The sequence below is a fragment of the Nocardia sp. NPDC004582 genome (genome assembly GCF_053602115.1).
On record NZ_JBSGCY010000136.1, the window covers coordinates 1 to 17002 of the forward strand.

The following is a 17002-nucleotide window of genomic DNA, read 5'->3' on the forward strand; positions in this document are numbered from 1 at the left end:
CCGCGGCCCGGGCCGCGCGCGCCGCGGTCAGCGGGTGGCGGGTGCGGTACAGCCGGGCCAGCTCGCGGCCCGCGGCGGTATCCGATTCCAGCGCGCACACCACCGGGAACGACTGCTTGCGATGGATGAGATCGCTGTGCGCGGGTTTCCCGGTGACCTCCGGATCACCCCAGATGTCGATGAAATCGTCGACCAGCTGGAAGACCAGGCCCAGCTCCGCGCCGAAGGTGTGCATCGCCGACACCACCCGCTCGTCGGCACCGGCGCACAGCGCGCCCAGCGCACAGGCGCAGCCGAGCAGCGCGCCCGTCTTGCCCGCGGCCATGCTCAGGTACTCGTCGACGGTGACCGCGGCCCGGGTCTCGAACGCGCAGTCCGCGTACTGCCCGTGGCATAGGTCCACCGTGGCCCGGGTCAGCCGGATGACCGCCTCGGCGGTGACCGTCTCCGGCACGCCGTCGCACAACGCGCCCAGCGCCACCGCCTGCAGCGCGTCTCCGAGCAGGGTCGCCGTGGTCTCACCCCACACCCGCCACACCGTGGGACGGCCGTGGCGGAACGCGTCGCAGTCCATCACGTCGTCGTGGACCAGCGAGAAGTTGTGCAGCAGTTCGACCGCCGCCGCCGCGTGCACCGACTTGCCCGGATCCCCGCCGCACGCGGTCGCGGCAGCGAAGGTGAGCGCCGGGCGCAACGCCTTGCCCTGCACGCCGGCGACCGCCGCTCCGTCGGGATCGCACCAGCCGAAGTGGTACCCGGCCATCAGGTCCAGCGGCTCGGTCAGGCCACTGACCGCGGTCCGCAATACCGGGTCGATGGCGGCTCTGGCCTCGCTCAATTGTCTACGGGCTCTTCGCTCCGCGGACGGGTCGAGCGGGCGGGTGATGGATTCGGCTGCCCGGGCGCGGGATTCGTCGTGCCCGCCGAGGGCGGCCGCGGCGGGGCGGGACAGGCCCCACCGGCGCTTGCCCTCCAGGTGCGCTCCCACGGTGAAACGGATCGGTTTCGACGCTCGCATGTTCGGCCCCGCTCTCTCGGACACGGTTACCGCAGCCACCCGGTGGCAGCTGGGTAGCAATGCTTAGAAGAAGCCCATAGTCCCATGCGCGAACCGAAACCCGGGGGTTGCCTGCGAATTTCAGTTCGGCAACGGTGTGCTGTTGGGCGTGGTCAGGTCAGTGGCAGCCCGTGTTCGAGCGCCTCGGCGGGCGCACTGGTGTAGCGGGCGACCTGGTAGTGGTAGTCGTGGTTGGCGCGCACGTAGACGGTGTAATTCGCGGCGGTGGCGAGGGCGTCGGAACGTTCGCGGCCGGTGATGCCGGCATCGTCGAGTTCGGTGGGCAGGCGCTCGACGGCGTCGGTCATGCGCGCCACGCACTCCGACAGCATGCCGTTCACCAGTTGCCGGGCCTGAGCTCGATCGTGGCCGTAGTGGTACTGGGCCAGCAGCACCGAGTTGTACAGGTAGCCGGACGCCTCGTCGGAGGCGACCGACAGTACATCGTTGAACAGTCCCATGTGCTCGACGGCCGCGGCGCGCAGACTGCGCATGGCGGGCAGGTGCCGGGTCGCCGGGCTCAGATCGACGCCCTCGGCGCGTTCGCTGATATCGAGGAACACGAACAGCGCCACGCCGTCTCGCCGATGGGCGCGGTAGTCCTCGAGGTCGGGCAGATTGCCGGAGAGCCGTCCTACGCTCTCGGCGTAATAGGTCCACAGCCAGTCCCGGATCTCACCCCGCACGCTCTCGCGCCACGCCGGGGACCGGCCCTGGCACAAGCGTTTCCACAGCTCGGCGAACGCGGTCGCGAGCACGCCGGACGGTGTATCGATACCGTCCAGTACGGCTTCGATCGCGAGGATCGCCGCCAAACACCGCTTCGGCTCGGGGATTTCGATATCGAACTGGTCGTCCACGATGAAGGCCCAGGCGGTGTACTGGCTCAGCAGCGTGAGCTCCTCGGCGCTCGCGTGCGGGCACCACAGTGCGTACATACGGGCTGGTCGGGTCCGTTCCATGCGCCGCCGGGTGGGCTCGGTCGGCACCAGCGCGTACGCTTCCAGCCAGGCCCACATCCCCGCTTCGGCCTGCGGCTCCGCGGGATTGAGCCCCGCCGGGCCGAACGGCATGAAGACTTCGAGAGCTTCCATACGAAACTGCCTACCCCCCAACTATTTACCCGAGGACATCGTAACGATAACGGCATTTCGGACGTTCGTACTCGCATCTGAAATCCCAGTCATTAGGAATCTGCGGGCCAGGCGAGAGGTCAGGTGGCGCGGCGAGATTCAGCCGGGGAGCACGACCAGGCGTTGCGCGTCGTCGAACAGCGTCCGCTCGGCCAGTCGGGTGGCTGCGAGCGCCGCCAGCGTGGTGGCCGCGAGCAGCATGTACATGACGACGATCTGATAGCGGATGGCGGTGAGCGGATCCACGCCCGCCAGGATCAAACCTGTCATCGCGCCCGGCAGACTGATCAGGCCGACCACCTTGGTCGAGTCGATGGCCGGTATCAACGCGGTGCGCAGCGCCGAGCGCTGATGCGGCAGAAATGCCTGGCGCGCCGAAAGCCCCAGCGCCAGCCGCGCTTCGATCGCGTCCCGTGCCCGTCGCGCGTCCTCGACCAGGCGGCGCAGCGCGATTCCGGTCGACTGCATCGCCGAGGACACGATCATCCCGCCGACCGGCACCACCACCCGCGCCTGTGTCGAGATGATGCCCAGCACGATCAGCGCCCCCAGCGTGACGCATGCGCCGAATGCCACACCGACGGTCGCCGACCGGCGCGCGTGCGGCAGGCCCACGCCACGCCTTCCGGCCACCTGGCCGGCGATCGCGATCATGAGCGCCACCCAGCCCAGCGCGCCCGGCAATCCGGTGTGGCGGAACAGGATCAGCAGAATCGCGCCCACCGCGATCAGCTGGACTCCGGCGCGCGCCGCCGCGACCACCAGCTCCCGGGTCAGGTGCAGGCGCTGCCGGTAGGCGATGGCCGCCGCCAGCGCCACCAGCAGCAGCGAGGCCGCGACACCGGTCCAGTCGGGTACCGAAAGCCCTGGGGTCACGGCTGGTTTCCCTCATCGCGGGTGAGACGCCCGCCCGACAGGGTCCACACCGTGTCCGACACCTCGGCGACGAATCCGGGATCGTGGCTGATCAGCACGACGCTGCCGCCGCCCCGCACGTGCGCGCGGATGAGCTCACCGATCGCCGCCGCCGAGGCGCCATCCAGCGCCGAGGTGGGCTCATCCAGCAGCAATACTCGTGGCCGCACCGCCAGGGCCCGCGCGAGGCATACCCGTTGGGCTTCACCCCCGGACAGTTGGGCGCACCGCCGATCCGCGAATTCGCCGGGCAATCCGACCGATCCGAGCAATTCCCTGATCGTGTCCGCGTCGGCGGCGCGACCCACCTGAACTTCCTCGGCGACGGTGTCGGTGAGCAGCACCGGTTTCTGCGGGACGAGTCCGATGTCCCGCCGCAGGGCCAGCACATCGAGTTCGGTCACCGGCGTCCCGTCCAGCAGCACGCGACCGCGGTCGGGTTCGGCGAACCGGTTGAGCAGCCGCAGCAGGGTGGTCTTGCCCGCGCCGCTCGGCCCGACCACAGCCGTGCAGGCCGCCGCCGCGAACTCCGCGTCGACGTCGACGAGCACCGAGGTCGATCCGTGACCGAGTCCGACCCCTTCCAAGGCAATGCTGGGCACCGATCCACCATGCCTCATCGAGCGCCGGTGCCGGTGGTGGGGCCGACCTATTCGGGCGTGGCGGCCGCGACCCCGGTGATCCGCCGCAGCCCCTCGGCGAGTTCGCTTCCGCTGGGCGCGGTGTCGCCGTCGATCAGCGATTGCGCGGCGATTCCGATCAGCAGCGCCTGATACAACGCGCCGACCGACCGGCCGGCCTCGTCCCCCTCGTCACCCTCGAACAGCCGGGCCAGCCCCGCACGGGCGTCCTCGGTCCGCTCCGCCAGCTGGGCTCGGGTCTCCGGGTGGGAGAGCGCGTCGAAGGTCGCCGCCCAGAGCCCGCGATCGGCGGTCACCGAGGCGCGGATGGCGTCCCAGTGGGAGGCGAAGCGCCGCAGCGGATCCGGACTGGGCTCGGTCGCCGACACTGTCTGTGCCAACCGGTCTCCCCACTCCTCGGTGGCCTCGGCCAGCGCGGCCGTGAGCAGCGCTTCCTTGGATCCGAAGTGGTAGCCGATGGCGGCCATGCTCACCCCCGAGGCGGTGGCGATATCGCGCACGGTGGTGCGGGCATAGCCCTTGTCGAACAGGCACTGTCGCGCGCCGGCGAGCAGATCCTCACGGTTTCCCATGCCCACACTCTAGCGCAATCGCCTGAGACAAATGTCTTGCGCAATCGCCCAAATCGGTTCTATGGTCGAGACATGCGGCAGATGAGCACCAAGAACATCCTGATCTCCGGCGCGAGCATCGCGGGGCCCGCCCTCGCGTTCTGGCTGCGGCGCTACGGATTCCAGCCGACCGTGGTCGAGAAGGCCCCGGCCCCGCGTCCGGGTGGCCAGGCCATCGATGTCCTGGGCAGCGCGACCGAGGTGGTCCGGCGCATGGGCCTGCTCGAGCAGGTGCACGCCCGCAGCACCGGTAAGCGCGGCACCTCGTATGTCGACGCCGACGGGAAAGTTCGCGCCTCTATTTCCAGCGAGGTGTTCAACGGCGTCGGGGCCAATGGCGATGCCGAGATTCAGCGCGGCGATCTGGCCGAGGTCCTCTACGAGGCGACCCGCGAGAATGTGGAATACCTGTTCGGCGACTCCATCGCCGAGTTGCGCGAGGACGAATCCGGGGTGCACGTGACCTTCGAGAACTCCCCCGCGCGCACCTTCGATCTGGTCATCGGCGCGGACGGCGTCCATTCCCACACTCGTAAGCTGGTTTTCGGTCCGGAATCGCGATTCCTGCGCCACATGGGCTACTACATCGCCATCTTCACGACGCCGAATCTGCTGAATCTGGATCATTGGGAACTGGACCACAACACCCCCGGGAAGATCGCCGGGTCCTACAGCGCCCGCGAGAACACCGAGGCCAAAGCGATTTTCGCGTGGGCGTCCGAACCCCTCGACTACGACTACCGCGACACCGACGCCCAACGGCGCATCCTCACCGAGACCTTCGCCGGCCAGGGCTGGGAGGTGCCGCGACTGCTCGCGGAACTGCCGAACGCTCAGGACTTCTATTTCGACGCCATGGCGCAGATCCGCATGGACCGGTGGTCGAAGGGGCGGATCGCGCTGGTCGGCGACGCCGGATACTGCGCGTCCCCGCTATCGGGACAGGGCGCGGACCTGTCGCTGGTCGGGGCCTATGTGCTGGCCGGTGAATTGGCCGCCGCCGCAGGGGATCACCGGACCGCCTTCGACCGGTACGAGGCCGAGATGCGCCCCATGGTCGACGCCTGTCAGAAGTTCGCCGAGGGCGTGGGCGGCTGGTACGCCCCGAACAGCAAGGCGATGATCGCCTTCCGGAATCTGAACGTCCGCCTGCTCCCCTACCTGCCGTGGCGCGGACTGATCGGCGGCGCTCCACAGCAGGTGGCACGGACCATGATGGTCAAGGATTACCGGATCGGCGACCCCGTGACTCGAGCTCGGTACCGTGAGCCTGGCACCTCGAATTAGGTATCGAGGCGGCCCTGCTCGGATGCCAGGCGGCGGTGGCGCTGCTTCCGTCCCGTTCTCCGGCCTCGCAATGAGCGACCGGTGAACGAGATCAATTGCCTCCCGCCGTTTTTCGGAAATGGCAAGATCAACGACGACCCTGGGCGTACGGTGGCCCACCGTCCCTGAAGAGTTATCGGCCATACCCGGAGGCAGCATGTTGTCCCTGCAGGAGATCTCGGATCGCATGGAAATAGAGGACCTGATGGTTCGCTATTCCCACGCCGTGGACACCCACCAGTGGGAAATGCTGGACGAGATCTTCACCCCGGACGCTCATATCGATTACACCGCCATGGGCGGTCCGGCCGGTGACGTGGAATCCACCAAGAAGTTCCTCGCCACCGTCATGCCCAACTTCTCGGCGTTCCAACACATGATCAGCAATTCCTCCATCCGGGTCGAGGGCGACAACGCCACCGCCCGCACGATGTGCCACAACCCCATGCTGGTCGGATCCGCCGACGGTGAGCGACGGCTCATGCTGTGCGGCCTCTGGTACCACGACACCTTCGTGCGGGTCGACGGCGAGTGGCGGATCAAGCAGCGGGTGGAGGAGAAGAGCTACATGTTCGTGGCGCCCGACGCGCTCCCGGGCAGCTGATCCCCCGGCCCGGAAGCCCGAGGCGAAGCCTGCGAAGCCACCGGGCCCGAATCGGCGCACGGAACTGCGCGAATGCGGCCCGCGCGGTGCTGGTGAGCGCCATCATGGGATATCGCTCGGTCCGGAGGCACCGCGAGGAGTTTGCGCCATGACACAGCTGCCCGCCGCGTCGCATCAGCGTGCGGAGTTGGAGAAGGCCTGGCAGCGGTGGACCACGTCCACCCCCGGCCGCCCGCCCGGCGCCCAGGTGGCGTTGCGCGGCGAGGTGGCCGCGTCGTGGGAGCGGTCACTGCGCACGGTGGATCCGACGCGGGCGGTGGCCCCGGGTACCGACCGGGACGAATTGGGTTCACGCTGGGCCGAATCGCCGCTGCGCACCCCGGTCACCGAAATGGCGGGCGAACTGCGCGCGCTGACCGAGGACTCGGGCATGATCGCGGTGGTCACCGACGAGGCCGGGACCGTGCTCTTCAGTTGTGGCGATCGGTCGGTGCGGCGACGGGCCGAATCGGTGAACCTCGCCCCCGGCGGCTGCTGGGACGAGCCCTACATGGGCACCAGCGGCATCGCGCTGTCCCTGCACAGCGGCCGCCCCTCCCAGGTGTGGGCCGCCGAGCATCTGGTCGAGGCCCTGCACGGCTGGGTCTGCTACTGCGCGCCGATCCGCGCCGCCGACGGCCGCCAGTTGGGCGTGCTCGATCTATCGACGTACTGGGACCGTTCGCATCCGCTGATCCTCACCACCGTCCGAGCCCTGGTGACCGCCATCGAATCCCGAGTGCACGCCGAACAGCAACGCCCCGCCGTGACGCCCCGCCTCGAAGCGCTGGGTGTCCCCCGGTTGTATCAGCAGGGTCGCCAGGTGCCGATGCGGCCGCGGCAGCTCGAGATCCTGACCCTGCTGGCGCTCGAGCCCGACGGATTCACGCCGGAACGCTTGCACGAGGCCGTCTATGGCGACCGGTCGGTGTCGTCGAGCACGCTGAAATCCGATGTCTCCCGCCTGCGCGCGGCCACCGATGGCCGCATCGCCGACCGCCGCTACATGCTGACCGAACCTCTCGCCTGCGATGCCGTCGAGCTGCTGGCCGCGCTCGAGGCCGGCGACCTGACCACCGCGGTACGGCTGTATCGCGGTCCGCTGCTGCCGGATTCGGATGTCCCGGGCATCGTGCAGTGGCGCGAGCACCTCGACGTCTGCCTGCGCACGGCCGTGCTGGCCGACCACAATCCCGAGCACGCCCTGCGTTTCGGCCAGCGCTGCCCCGACGACATCGAGATCCACGAGCACGCCCTGCGCCTGCTCCCGCACGGCGACAGCCGCCGCGCGCTCGCGGCGGCGCGTCTGCACACCGCGTTGCACTAGGCGGCGCGCCGCGTCGCGTGCAAGGTTGCACAGCGTGCCTCGCATCCGAATTGTCCGTTACCGCAATCGATTCCGCAGGTAGTGACGCGACAACGTCTCGCCAACCCGGCGCCAACCTCCCGCCAACCTGCGCGGTTCATAGTGGCCCCCGTCACCGCAGATAATGCGATCAGGAGCCGCGCCATGATCTACGCCAAACCAGGCACAGAGGGCAGCATCGTCAGCTTCAACCGCCGCTACGACAACTTCATCGGCGGCGAGTGGAAAGCGCCGATCGAGGGCCGATACTTCGAGAATCCCTCCCCGATCGACGGCGAGACCTTTTGTGAAGTAGCGCGTTCCAGCGCGGCGGACATCGACATGGCGCTGGAGGCCGCACACCGGGCGGCCGAATCCTGGGGTGTCACCTCGGTGACCGATCGTGCCAATATCCTGAACAAGATCGCCGACCGGATCGAGGCGAACCTGGAGCGCCTCGCGGTCGCCGAAACCTGGGAGAACGGCAAGCCGGTCCGCGAAACCCTCGCCGCCGACCTGCCTTTGGCGGTCGACCACTTCCGCTACTTCGCCGGCGCGGCCCGCGCGCAGGAGGGCCACCTCTCCCAGATCGACGCCGACACCGTCGCCTACCACTTCCAGGAACCCCTCGGCGTGGTCGGGCAGATCATTCCGTGGAACTTTCCGATCCTGATGGCCGCCTGGAAGCTGGCGCCGGCCCTGGCGGCGGGAAACTGCGTCGTCATCAAGCCGGCCGAGCAGACGCCCGCCTCGCTGCTGCTGGTGATCGAGCTCATCGCGGACCTGCTGCCGCCCGGAGTCGTCAACGTGGTCAACGGTTTCGGCGTGGAGGCGGGCAAGCCGCTGGCGTCGAGCCCGCGCGTGGCCAAGGTCGCCTTCACCGGCGAGACCACCACCGGGCGGCTGATCATGCAGTACGCCAGCGAGAACATCATCCCGGTGACCCTCGAACTGGGCGGCAAGAGCCCCAACATCTTCTTCCCCGATGTGCTTTCGGCCGACGACGACTTCCTCGACAAGGCCGTCGAGGGTTTCGTGATGTTCGCGCTGAACCAGGGCGAAGTGTGCACCTGCCCGTCCCGGGCGCTCGTCCATTCGTCGATCTACGACGAGTTCATGGCCCGCTGCATCGAGCGGACCAAGGCCATCAAGGGCGGCAATCCGCTCGACGACGCGACCATGATCGGCGCGCAGGCCAGCAACGACCAGTACGAGAAGATCCTCTCCTACATCGACATCGGCCGTCAGGAGGGCGCGAAAGTGCTCACCGGCGGCGAGATGCGCAAGGTGGAGGGTTTCCCCAATGGGTACTACATCGAGCCGACGATCTTCGAGGGCCGCAATGACATGCGGATCTTCCAGGAGGAGATCTTCGGACCGGTGGTAGCGGTGGCCCGCTTCGACAACGAGGTCGAAGCGGTAACCATCGCCAACGACACGCTCTACGGCCTCGGCGCGGGCGTGTGGAGCCGCGACGGCGGCATCGCCTACCGGGTGGGCCGGGCGCTGAAAGCCGGTCGGGTGTGGACCAATTGCTACCACGCCTATCCCGCGCACGCGGCGTTCGGCGGCTACAAGAAGTCCGGTATCGGCCGCGAGAACCATCGCATGATGCTCGACCACTATCAGCAGACGAAAAACCTGCTCGTGTCCTATTCCCCGAAGAAACTCGGATTCTTCTGAACCGAGGGGGCGAGATGACGGCGGGTCCGGTATCCCGGGTGACCATCACCGAGGCCGCGGCGGCGGTGCTGCAGCGGCTCGTCGACCATAACGGCCCGGTGATGTTCCACCAGTCGGGCGGCTGCTGCGACGGCAGCTCCCCGATGTGCTACCCCCTGGGCGAGTTCCGGGTGGGCGCGGCCGATGTGCTGCTCGGCCGCGTCTTCCCGGACACGGCGTTCTGGATGAGCGCCGACCAGTTCGAATACTGGCGCCACACCCACCTCACCGTCGACGTGGTCCCCGGCCGCGGCAGCGGTTTCTCCCTCGAGGCCCCCGAGGGAGTCCGATTCGTCATCCGGTCACGCCTGTTCACCGATGCCGAGACAGCGGTGCTGGAAGCGGCTCCCGCCCCGCTCCGCGGCAACGAACTGGCCGGATGAAGGAGGGTGACGCGGCCGGTTTCTCCGGGTCGGCCGCGCCACCGTACAACCCTCTTCCCGTGCTGCGCCTATCTGTGCTGGATGAACTTCAGCGGCCGGGGAGGAAGCGGAGGCTGCGGGCGATGGTCATCAGGAAGGGCTGCCACTTGTCCTGGGGGACGAACGGCGGGGCGTCCAGGTTGAGGAAGCGGGTGACGACGATGGACTGGGGTTCGGTGAACTTCAGGAGGCCGTCGGGGCCGTGTCGGCGGCCGACACCGGAGATGCCCATGCCGCCCATGGGGGCGCCGGTGGTGCCCCAGGCGGGGGCGTAGCCCTCGTCGACATTGACTGTGCCGGCGTGCAATTGCTCGGCGATGCGCTCACCCTCGGCCTTGCTGCCCGCCCAGACGCTGGCGTTGAGGCCGTACTCGGTGTCGTTGGCGCGGGTGATGGCCTCGTCGACCGAGTCCACCGGGTAGATGGAGACCAGGGGGCCGAAGGTTTCGTTGCGGCCGCACTCCATGGCGTCGGTGACCTCGGACAGAACCGTCGGTTCGAAGAACAGCGGGCCCAGGTCGGGGCGGGGGTTGCCGCCCGCGAGCACCCTCGCGCCCTTGGAGACCGCGTCGGCGACGTGCTTGGTGACCGTCTCCAGCTGCGCTTCGGAGATCAGGCTGCCGATGTCCTTCGAGAAGTCGTATGCCGCACCGAGTTTCGCGGCCTTGACCGCGGCGGTGAACTTCCGGGTGAACTGCTCGGCCACCGCGCGCTCGACGTACACGCGCTCGATGGAGATGCACAGCTGGCCCGCGTTGGAGAAGCAGGCGCGCACCGCGGCCTTGGCGGCCTTGTCCAGATCGGCTCCGCGCGTGATGATCATCGGGTTCTTGCCGCCCAGTTCGGCGGAGAAGCCGATGAGGCGGCGGCCGCACTGCTCGGCCAGGGTGCGCCCGGTGGCGGAGGAGCCGGTGAACATCAGGTAGTCGCAGTCGTCGACGATGGCCGTGCCGACCACCGTGCCGGGACCGGTGACCACGGCGAACAGATCCGCGGGCAGCCCGGCGCGGGCGAACAGTTCGGCATTGGCCAGCGCCGAGTACGGGGTCTGACTGTCGGGCTTGACCACCACCGCGTTCCCGGCCAGCAGCGCCGGAATCGAGTCGCCGACCGCGAGCAGCATCGGATAGTTCCAGGGCGCGATCACCCCGACCACGCCCTTGGGCACCGGGCGCACCGAGGCCCGGTTGAGGACCGGGAACGCGCCCGGCACGCTCTGGGCCGCCAGTAGTTTCGGTGCGACCCGGGAGAAGTAGCGGGCCGCGAGGAACAGGCCGATCACCTCCTCCTGCGCCGCCCAGCGCGCCTTGCCGGTCTCGGCCTGGATGACGTCCATCAGGTATTCGCGGTTCTCGATCACCAGCGCGCGGTAGCGGTCCAGCACCTCGGCCCGCTGCTTCGGGGTGCGCGCGGCCCAGTCCGCCTGGGCGGCACGGGCTTTGGCGATGGCGGCGGCGACATCGGCGGCGGTGCCGACCGGCACTTCGCCCAGGGTGTCACCGGTGAACACCTCGGTGATCGCTCGGGTCGCGTGGTCCTGCGTGGTATCCACGGCCGCGAACGAGCGCAGCCGTTCGAACACCGCGGCAGCCGGCACCGGCATCATCGCCTCCTACTTGCGGGTAACTTTGAGATACGCACAATCTACTCCCTGACCTCGGCGTGGGGTCCGGACTGGGGAATCTCGTGATTGCCGAAGAATTGCCGATTCGCCCGGCGATCCGGGAGTAATGTTCTCGGCGGGGTGCCCTTTTCGAAGGAGTGCCCACAATGACCAAGTTCGTTCAGACGATCGAGTTCAAGACCACTCACATCGATGAGTTCAACGAGAAACTCGACGCGTGGCTGACCGCGACGGCGGGCAAACGCACTGCCGTCCGCGGCCTCGAGGCCAAGGATCGCGATCACGCGAACACCTATCTGCAGATGGTCGAATTCCCCTCCTACGAGGAGGCGATGCGGAACTCCGACCTGCCCGAGACCACCCGCTTCGCCCAGGAGATCGCCGCCCTGTGCGACGGCCCGGCCATCTTCCACAATCTGGATCTGCTGCGCGAGGACGACATGGCTGACGGCCATCGCCGCAGCCTGGTCGTGCGCAGCCTCGACAATCCGGACGAAACGCGCCCCTTCGAGGCGGAAGCGGGCCGGATGGACCTGATCGAGACGCCGTTGGGCGCGCTCGGCCGCGCGGTCTTCGAACCGGGCTGGCGCTGGTCCACCCACGTCAAGCCGATCGCGGGCACCGACAGCTGCCAGGCCATGCACGTGGGCTACTGCATCTCCGGCCGGATGCGGATCCGGATGGACGACGGCGCGGAATCCGATATCGGCCCCGGCGACTACCTGTTCTGCCCGGCCGGTCACGACGCCTGGGTCCTCGGTGACGAGGCGTGCGTGATGCTCGATTGGGCCGGCGCGGCCCAGTACGCGAAACGCGCCTGACGACAAGCGCATCGGCGCCCGCTCGACCGTAGGCGATGCGGCACTCCGTCTTTGACAGGGTGCCGCATTTATTTTGTCCGCATTGCCGGAATTCCAGTTCTTTGCTGTGAATTCTGTAACCGATCGTGATCGGTGAGCGAAGAAACAGCCAGTACTACCCCGGGCAGGGAATCTCCCGCCGGTGGAGGCAGCACCGGCGGGTCGGGCCCCGATCCCGCGCACGTACGAGGGGTGCGTGCGCGGGATCACCGAAAGGAGTGCGGCCCAGCCTTATTCGTTGACCAGCACTGGAATCGACAGCACCGCCGCCGAGACCGGAGCGTCGGCCGGAGCCGACACGATGGTGAACGGAATGCCGTTCACGCTGGGCACGTGCGGTCCGCCGCCGGTGGGTTCCTCGTCGGCGTGCTGGAACATCCCCGTACCGACCAGTCGGCCGTGGGCGTCGTAGAACGCCGCGCTCACCTCCAGTGCCAGCACATCGCTGACATCGGAGGTGATCGCCAGAGTGCCACGCACGGAAGACCCTTCGAGACGGGTGCCGCTCAGCCGTACCCGATCGGTGAACGGCCCGGCCGCCAGCCGCACCTCCCCCGCCGGGATCGCGAGCGTCGCGGCCGGTGGCTCGGTGGTGCGCGGCGCGGCGACCGGAGCGGCCGCGGGCGTCGGCCTCACGGGCTGCGGCGCGGACGAACAGCCCGTCCCCAGGGCCGCCACCGCCAGCAGACCCGCGATCACCGCTCCGGTTCGCCGCGTCACGGCAGCAGCGCCTTGTGCATCTTGGTGTACAGCGAGGTGTTGTCCTGGCTGGTCGCGAACACCTGCGCACCCGGGCCGTAGGCGTAGATCATCACGTCGGCGCCGGTGTGATTGCCCGACAGGTAGGTCAGCCACAGGCTCGCCTCGGGCGTGCCGTCCTTCACCTCGGCCGGGTCGTCGGGCGTGCGGAAGGTGGCGGGGGCGAAGTTGCGCGGATCCTGTTGTCCCGCACCGTTGACCGGACCGGGCGAACGGACCGGGTCCTTCACGTTGTCCTTGCCGTCCCGGCCCGGCTTGCTGTTGTTGGCCGGGTTGGTGGCGTCCACGTTCGTCGGCGGCGCGACGGCCTCGGCGTTGGTGAAGGTGTTCTTCTCGATGATGTTGAAGCCGGCGCACTCGTGGTCGGCGGTCACGATCACCATGGTGTGGCCGTCCTTCTTGGCGAAGTCCATGGCCGCGGCCACCGCGTCGTCGAACGCCTTGACCTCGTCGAGGGTCTGGGCGGCGTCGTTGGCGTGCGAACGCTTGTCGATCAGCGCGCCCTCGACCTGGAGCAGGAAGCCCTTGCCCTGACGCGCCGACAGCAGGTCGATCGCCTTGGTGGTCATGTCCTTCAGCGTCGGCTCCTGCTTCTGCGGAGCCGAATCCGGCAGTGCGTCGCGGGCATTGGTGACGGTCATGTTCCCGCGGTTGAACAGGCCGATCACCTTCTGCCCGGTCACCGACTTCAGGTCGGCGGCGGTGGCCACCTTCTGGCTCTCGGCGGTCTGCGCCTTGAGCGCCGGATCGCCCATGGAGCCCAGCACCTGATAGCCGTTGTCCAGCATGGCCTTCTGGTCGTCGGGCTCGAACCGGGCCAGGCCGCCACCGAAGATCACGTCGGCGGTGTTGTTGCGCGCGATCTGCTCGGCGATCGGGGTGACCAGCGTCTTGTCCGCGGGCTGCGCCTCGTAGCCGCCGTCGGCCTTCTTGGGCAGGCAGGTCGAATCGCTGAAGGTCGGGCCCTGGCAGCCGCGCAGCAGCGCGTGGCTGAACATGCCCGCCGGGGTGGCGTCGGTGATCTCGGCGGTGCTGACATTGCCGGTCGCGAAACCCGCGGCCTTGGCCTGCTCCATGAGCGTCGGCACCGACTTGCCGTAGGCGTCCACGCCGATCGCGGCGTTGTAGGTCTTCACACCCGACGACCACGCGGTGGCCGCGGACGCCGAGTCGGTCACCAGCGACGGCTTGGCGCTGTTGGGCTCCACCGCGTAGGTCGCGACCGCGCCCACATACGGCAGCCGCTCGAGCTGCAACTGCCCGCCCGCACCCTCGAACCGCTGTCGCGCGGCGGTCACGTGGGTGCGCCCCATGCCATCACCGAGCAGATAGATGATGTTGTGGACCTCGTTGTCGCCCTTGCTGTCCGACCCGCATCCGGCCACCAGCGTCGCGACCGACATCGCGGCGGTCGCCGTCGCGATCGCGACCGACCACGCGCGTTTCCTGTGCTGCACTTCGTCTCCTCCGTCGTCGCGTCCCCCGAGGTCCGGTGGCGCGGCCCGCTGTTCCGGGCGCGGCTGAAGCTAGTGCTGCCGGTTTGCCCGTTTCCGACTCACAGCAATCTCACAGTTGGATCGCAGGTTAACGGATTTCCCACGACGACCTCCCCCTTGGACGCGCCGCAACATCGTCGAACGCCCCCCGCACACGAGGACTCGCGTCCCGCCGGATTCCACGCCCGATTCGTCCCATGCTGACGGTTCGCGACGACACGCCTGAGCGTTGTGAATCATCGTGTGCCGCCCTCTATTAGGGTTGCTATCAAATTGCTGCTCGACGGCTTCGAATGTGATGCACCGTCATGCATGACCCGGTCTGTCAAACGCGCTCCCGCCCAACGGGATCGATGTGCATATGTGACCTACGTCCCGTTACCTTTGCCCGATGTTCAGAGCAAGGCTCGGGGTCCGCACCCGCGTGCTTGCCATCGCACTCGTCCCGAGCCTGGCGCTGCTCGCGATCGGCGTGGGTGGCGCGGGATACCTGGTGGTCGAGAGCAAGCAGGCGCGGGAATGGGCGGACGCGTTGTCCGCCGCGGGAGCGCCCACCGGAGAATTGATCGCCGCGGTCGAGCAGGAGCGCCAGCTCTCGATGGCGCAGATGGCCGGTGGCGAGGACGCCAATCCGAAGGCCCTCGCGCAGGCGCGAACCCGGCTCGACAACGCGCTGCTGGGAATGGCGCCGGTATCGGCCTCCATGCGCGAATCCGGTCCGGAATCGGTCACCGGTGACGTCGGCGGGTTCCTGACCCTCACCAGGCAGCTGGCGGGACTGCGCACCGGAATCGACACCAACGGGGTGTCGGTGTCGGACACCTATTACTTCTACGGCAAGGTGCTGGAGTTCATCTGGATCGGCACCCGCATCGTCGCCGACCGCGCACCCAACGCCGCGGTCGCCATGGAGATGATCAACGGCCTGCAGATCGTGCAGTCCGCCGAAATGCTCTCCCGCGAGGCGGCGGTAGCCGAGGTGCTGCTCGCCGGCGGCGCGCTGCCGCCCGAACTGGCCATCGAATTCTCCCGCGTGGCAGGCACCTACCGCGTCAACCTCGGCGTGCTCGCCGGCGGTGACGGCGGCACCGGCAATGCCGACATGCAGGCCCTGATGAACGATCCGGACTGGACGAAGATCGTCATGATGGAGAACGTCCTGCTCTCGCGGGCGCTCGATCCCATGACGCTGCCGCCGGTCAAGCCCGGCTCTCCCCCGGTGGTCGCGCCGCTGACCTTCACCCCGCAGGAATGGCGGGACACGGTGTCGCGCCTCAACGCACAGGTCCTCAAGCTGTGGGACAAGAACAGCAAGCACAACGAGCGCGCGGCGGCCGACGTGGCCGACACCGACGCCCGTAACTCGGCACTCGTCGGTGGCGCCATGGTGGCGGTGTCGGCGCTGGCCTTCCTGGTCTCGCTGATCCTGGCCAACCGGATCATCCGCCGCCTCAAGGGCTTGCGCGACGAGACGCTGGTGCTCGCCGACGAGCGGCTGCCCGAGATCATGGCCAAGCTGCGCGAGGGCCGCCCGCTGGACCCGGCCGACGAGAAGGCGATTCTGGACTTCGGCCACGACGAGATCGGCCAGGTGGCCAAGGCGTTCACCCACGCCCACGCCTCCGCCGTATCGGCCGCCATCACCGAGGCCCGCACCCGTGAGGGCGTCAAGGCGATGTTCCTCAATATCGCCCACCGCAGCCAGGTCATCGTGCACCGCCAGCTGGAGATCCTCGACGCCGCGGAGTCGCAGCAGGAGGATCCGGCGCTGCTGGACATCTACTTCAGCCTCGACCACCTGGCCACCCGCGAACGCCGCAACGCCGAGAACCTGATCATTCTCGCGGGCGGTCAGCCCGGGCGGCAGTGGCGAAACCCGGTGCAGCTGCTCGAGATCGTGCGCTCCAGCGTCGGCGAGACCGCCGACTACACCCGGGTCAAGATCGCCCGGCTGCCCGAGGTGTCCATCGTGGGCAGCGCGGTGGCCGACCTCGTGCACCTGCTCGCCGAGCTGGTCGACAACGCCGCCCACTTCTCGCCGCCGCAGTCGCAGGTCGAGGTGCGCGGCAATGTGGTCGGCAAGGGCGTCGCCATCGAAATCATCGACCAGGGCATGGGTATGCCCGAGGAAGAGCTCGCGCGGATCAACGAGGTGCTGCGCGAGGCCCCGGACTTCGGTGTCGCCATGCTGCCCGACGACTTCCGCCTCGGCCGCTTCGTGGTCGCCCAGCTGGCCTCGCGCCACGGAATCACGGTGCGGCTCACCGAATCCGACTACGGCGGCGTGCGCGCCATCGTGCTGGTGCCGACCGCCCTGACCGTGCAGGCCTCCGGCCGCACCGGTGAGATCCCGGCGGCTCCGCGTCAGCTCGAGACCGGCGGGCTGTCCGCCGCCTCGGCCGCTCGACCGCGCTGCTGGCCGCCAGTCTGGACAGCCGCCTGCCCGAG

The 17002-nt window shown here is 68.5% G+C and carries 15 protein-coding genes; 7 read left to right on the plus strand and 8 right to left on the minus strand.

The window, feature by feature from the left end:
- The 5 genes from ACWELJ_RS27765 to ACWELJ_RS27785 form a co-directional block, all read right to left on the minus strand.
- Positions 1–1018 (minus strand): polyprenyl synthetase family protein (locus tag ACWELJ_RS27765; protein WP_452369076.1); only part of this gene is annotated, 1018 nt, incomplete at its 3' end.
- 152 nt (positions 1019–1170) lie between these two features.
- On the minus strand, positions 1171–2151 hold the full coding sequence (locus tag ACWELJ_RS27770) for a terpene synthase family protein (protein ID WP_452369077.1): 981 nt from the start codon (positions 2149–2151) through the stop codon (positions 1171–1173).
- 138 nt (positions 2152–2289) lie between these two features.
- The gene (locus ACWELJ_RS27775) at positions 2290–3066 is read right to left on the minus strand and encodes an ABC transporter permease (RefSeq protein ID WP_452369078.1); all 777 of its coding nucleotides are present in this window, start codon (positions 3064–3066) and stop codon (positions 2290–2292) included.
- Positions 3063–3707: an ABC transporter ATP-binding protein gene (locus tag ACWELJ_RS27780; RefSeq protein ID WP_452369079.1), complete on the minus strand. Its 645-nt coding sequence runs from the start codon at positions 3705–3707 to the stop codon at positions 3063–3065. Before ACWELJ_RS27780 ends, ACWELJ_RS27775 begins: the two co-directional genes overlap by 4 nt.
- 47 nt (positions 3708–3754) lie before the next feature.
- Positions 3755–4318, minus strand: a complete 564-nt coding sequence (locus ACWELJ_RS27785; protein ID WP_452369080.1) for a TetR/AcrR family transcriptional regulator — start codon at positions 4316–4318, stop codon at positions 3755–3757.
- Between the two features lie 72 nt (positions 4319–4390).
- Here ACWELJ_RS27785 and ACWELJ_RS27790 point away from each other — a divergent pair, with 72 nt between their 5' ends.
- The 5 genes from ACWELJ_RS27790 (at position 4391) to ACWELJ_RS27810 (ending at position 9776) form a co-directional block, all read left to right on the plus strand.
- A complete protein-coding gene (locus ACWELJ_RS27790) occupies positions 4391–5644 on the plus strand; it encodes an FAD-dependent monooxygenase (protein WP_452369081.1) in 1254 nt (417 codons plus the stop codon).
- A 196-nt stretch (positions 5645–5840) separates the two neighbouring features.
- Positions 5841–6287: a nuclear transport factor 2 family protein gene (locus tag ACWELJ_RS27795; protein ID WP_452369082.1), complete on the plus strand. Its 447-nt coding sequence runs from the start codon at positions 5841–5843 to the stop codon at positions 6285–6287.
- Between the two features lie 148 nt (positions 6288–6435).
- Positions 6436–7653, plus strand: a complete 1218-nt coding sequence (locus ACWELJ_RS27800; protein WP_452369083.1) for a transcriptional regulator — start codon at positions 6436–6438, stop codon at positions 7651–7653.
- Positions 7654–7836: 183 nt separating this feature from the next.
- A complete protein-coding gene (gene exaC / locus ACWELJ_RS27805) occupies positions 7837–9354 on the plus strand; it encodes an acetaldehyde dehydrogenase ExaC (protein WP_452369084.1) in 1518 nt (505 codons plus the stop codon).
- A gap of 14 nt (positions 9355–9368) precedes the next feature.
- The gene (locus tag ACWELJ_RS27810; RefSeq protein WP_452369085.1) at positions 9369–9776 is read left to right on the plus strand and encodes a DUF779 domain-containing protein; all 408 of its coding nucleotides are present in this window, start codon (positions 9369–9371) and stop codon (positions 9774–9776) included.
- Positions 9777–9864: 88 nt separating this feature from the next.
- On the opposite strand, the gene ACWELJ_RS27815 is transcribed toward ACWELJ_RS27810, so the two are convergent.
- Entirely contained in the window at positions 9865–11418 is a 1554-nt protein-coding gene (locus tag ACWELJ_RS27815) for a succinic semialdehyde dehydrogenase (RefSeq protein WP_452369086.1), read from the minus strand.
- A 167-nt stretch (positions 11419–11585) separates the two neighbouring features.
- Here ACWELJ_RS27815 and ACWELJ_RS27820 point away from each other — a divergent pair, with 167 nt between their 5' ends.
- A complete protein-coding gene (locus ACWELJ_RS27820) occupies positions 11586–12260 on the plus strand; it encodes a cupin domain-containing protein (RefSeq protein ID WP_452369087.1) in 675 nt (224 codons plus the stop codon).
- A 270-nt stretch (positions 12261–12530) separates the two neighbouring features.
- Here ACWELJ_RS27820 and ACWELJ_RS27825 read toward each other — a convergent pair whose 3' ends face one another.
- Both ACWELJ_RS27825 and ACWELJ_RS27830 read right to left on the minus strand, forming a co-directional pair.
- Positions 12531–13019, minus strand: a complete 489-nt coding sequence (locus ACWELJ_RS27825) for a hypothetical protein (protein ID WP_452369088.1) — start codon at positions 13017–13019, stop codon at positions 12531–12533.
- Positions 13016–14515: an alkaline phosphatase gene (locus ACWELJ_RS27830; protein WP_452369089.1), complete on the minus strand. Its 1500-nt coding sequence runs from the start codon at positions 14513–14515 to the stop codon at positions 13016–13018. Before ACWELJ_RS27830 ends, ACWELJ_RS27825 begins: the two co-directional genes overlap by 4 nt.
- Positions 14516–14945: 430 nt before the next feature.
- Between ACWELJ_RS27830 and ACWELJ_RS27835 the strand changes: the two genes are divergently transcribed.
- A partial coding sequence (locus ACWELJ_RS27835; protein ID WP_452369090.1) for a sensor histidine kinase occupies positions 14946–17002 on the plus strand: 2057 nt, incomplete at its 3' end.

Coding starts and splice junctions, on each gene's coding strand:
- ACWELJ_RS27795 (WP_452369082.1), top strand. CDS start 5,841: ATGTTGTCCCTGCAGGAGATCTCGGATCGCATGGAAATAGAGGACCTG.
- exaC (WP_452369084.1), top strand. CDS start 7,837: ATGATCTACGCCAAACCAGGCACAGAGGGCAGCATCGTCAGCTTCAAC.
- ACWELJ_RS27770 (WP_452369077.1), bottom strand. CDS start 2,151: ATGGAAGCTCTCGAAGTCTTCATGCCGTTCGGCCCGGCGGGGCTCAAT.
- ACWELJ_RS27785 (WP_452369080.1), bottom strand. CDS start 4,318: ATGGGAAACCGTGAGGATCTGCTCGCCGGCGCGCGACAGTGCCTGTTC.
- ACWELJ_RS27790 (WP_452369081.1), top strand. CDS start 4,391: ATGCGGCAGATGAGCACCAAGAACATCCTGATCTCCGGCGCGAGCATC.
- ACWELJ_RS27815 (WP_452369086.1), bottom strand. CDS start 11,418: ATGCCGGTGCCGGCTGCCGCGGTGTTCGAACGGCTGCGCTCGTTCGCG.
- ACWELJ_RS27810 (WP_452369085.1), top strand. CDS start 9,369: ATGACGGCGGGTCCGGTATCCCGGGTGACCATCACCGAGGCCGCGGCG.
- ACWELJ_RS27800 (WP_452369083.1), top strand. CDS start 6,436: ATGACACAGCTGCCCGCCGCGTCGCATCAGCGTGCGGAGTTGGAGAAG.
- ACWELJ_RS27820 (WP_452369087.1), top strand. CDS start 11,586: ATGACCAAGTTCGTTCAGACGATCGAGTTCAAGACCACTCACATCGAT.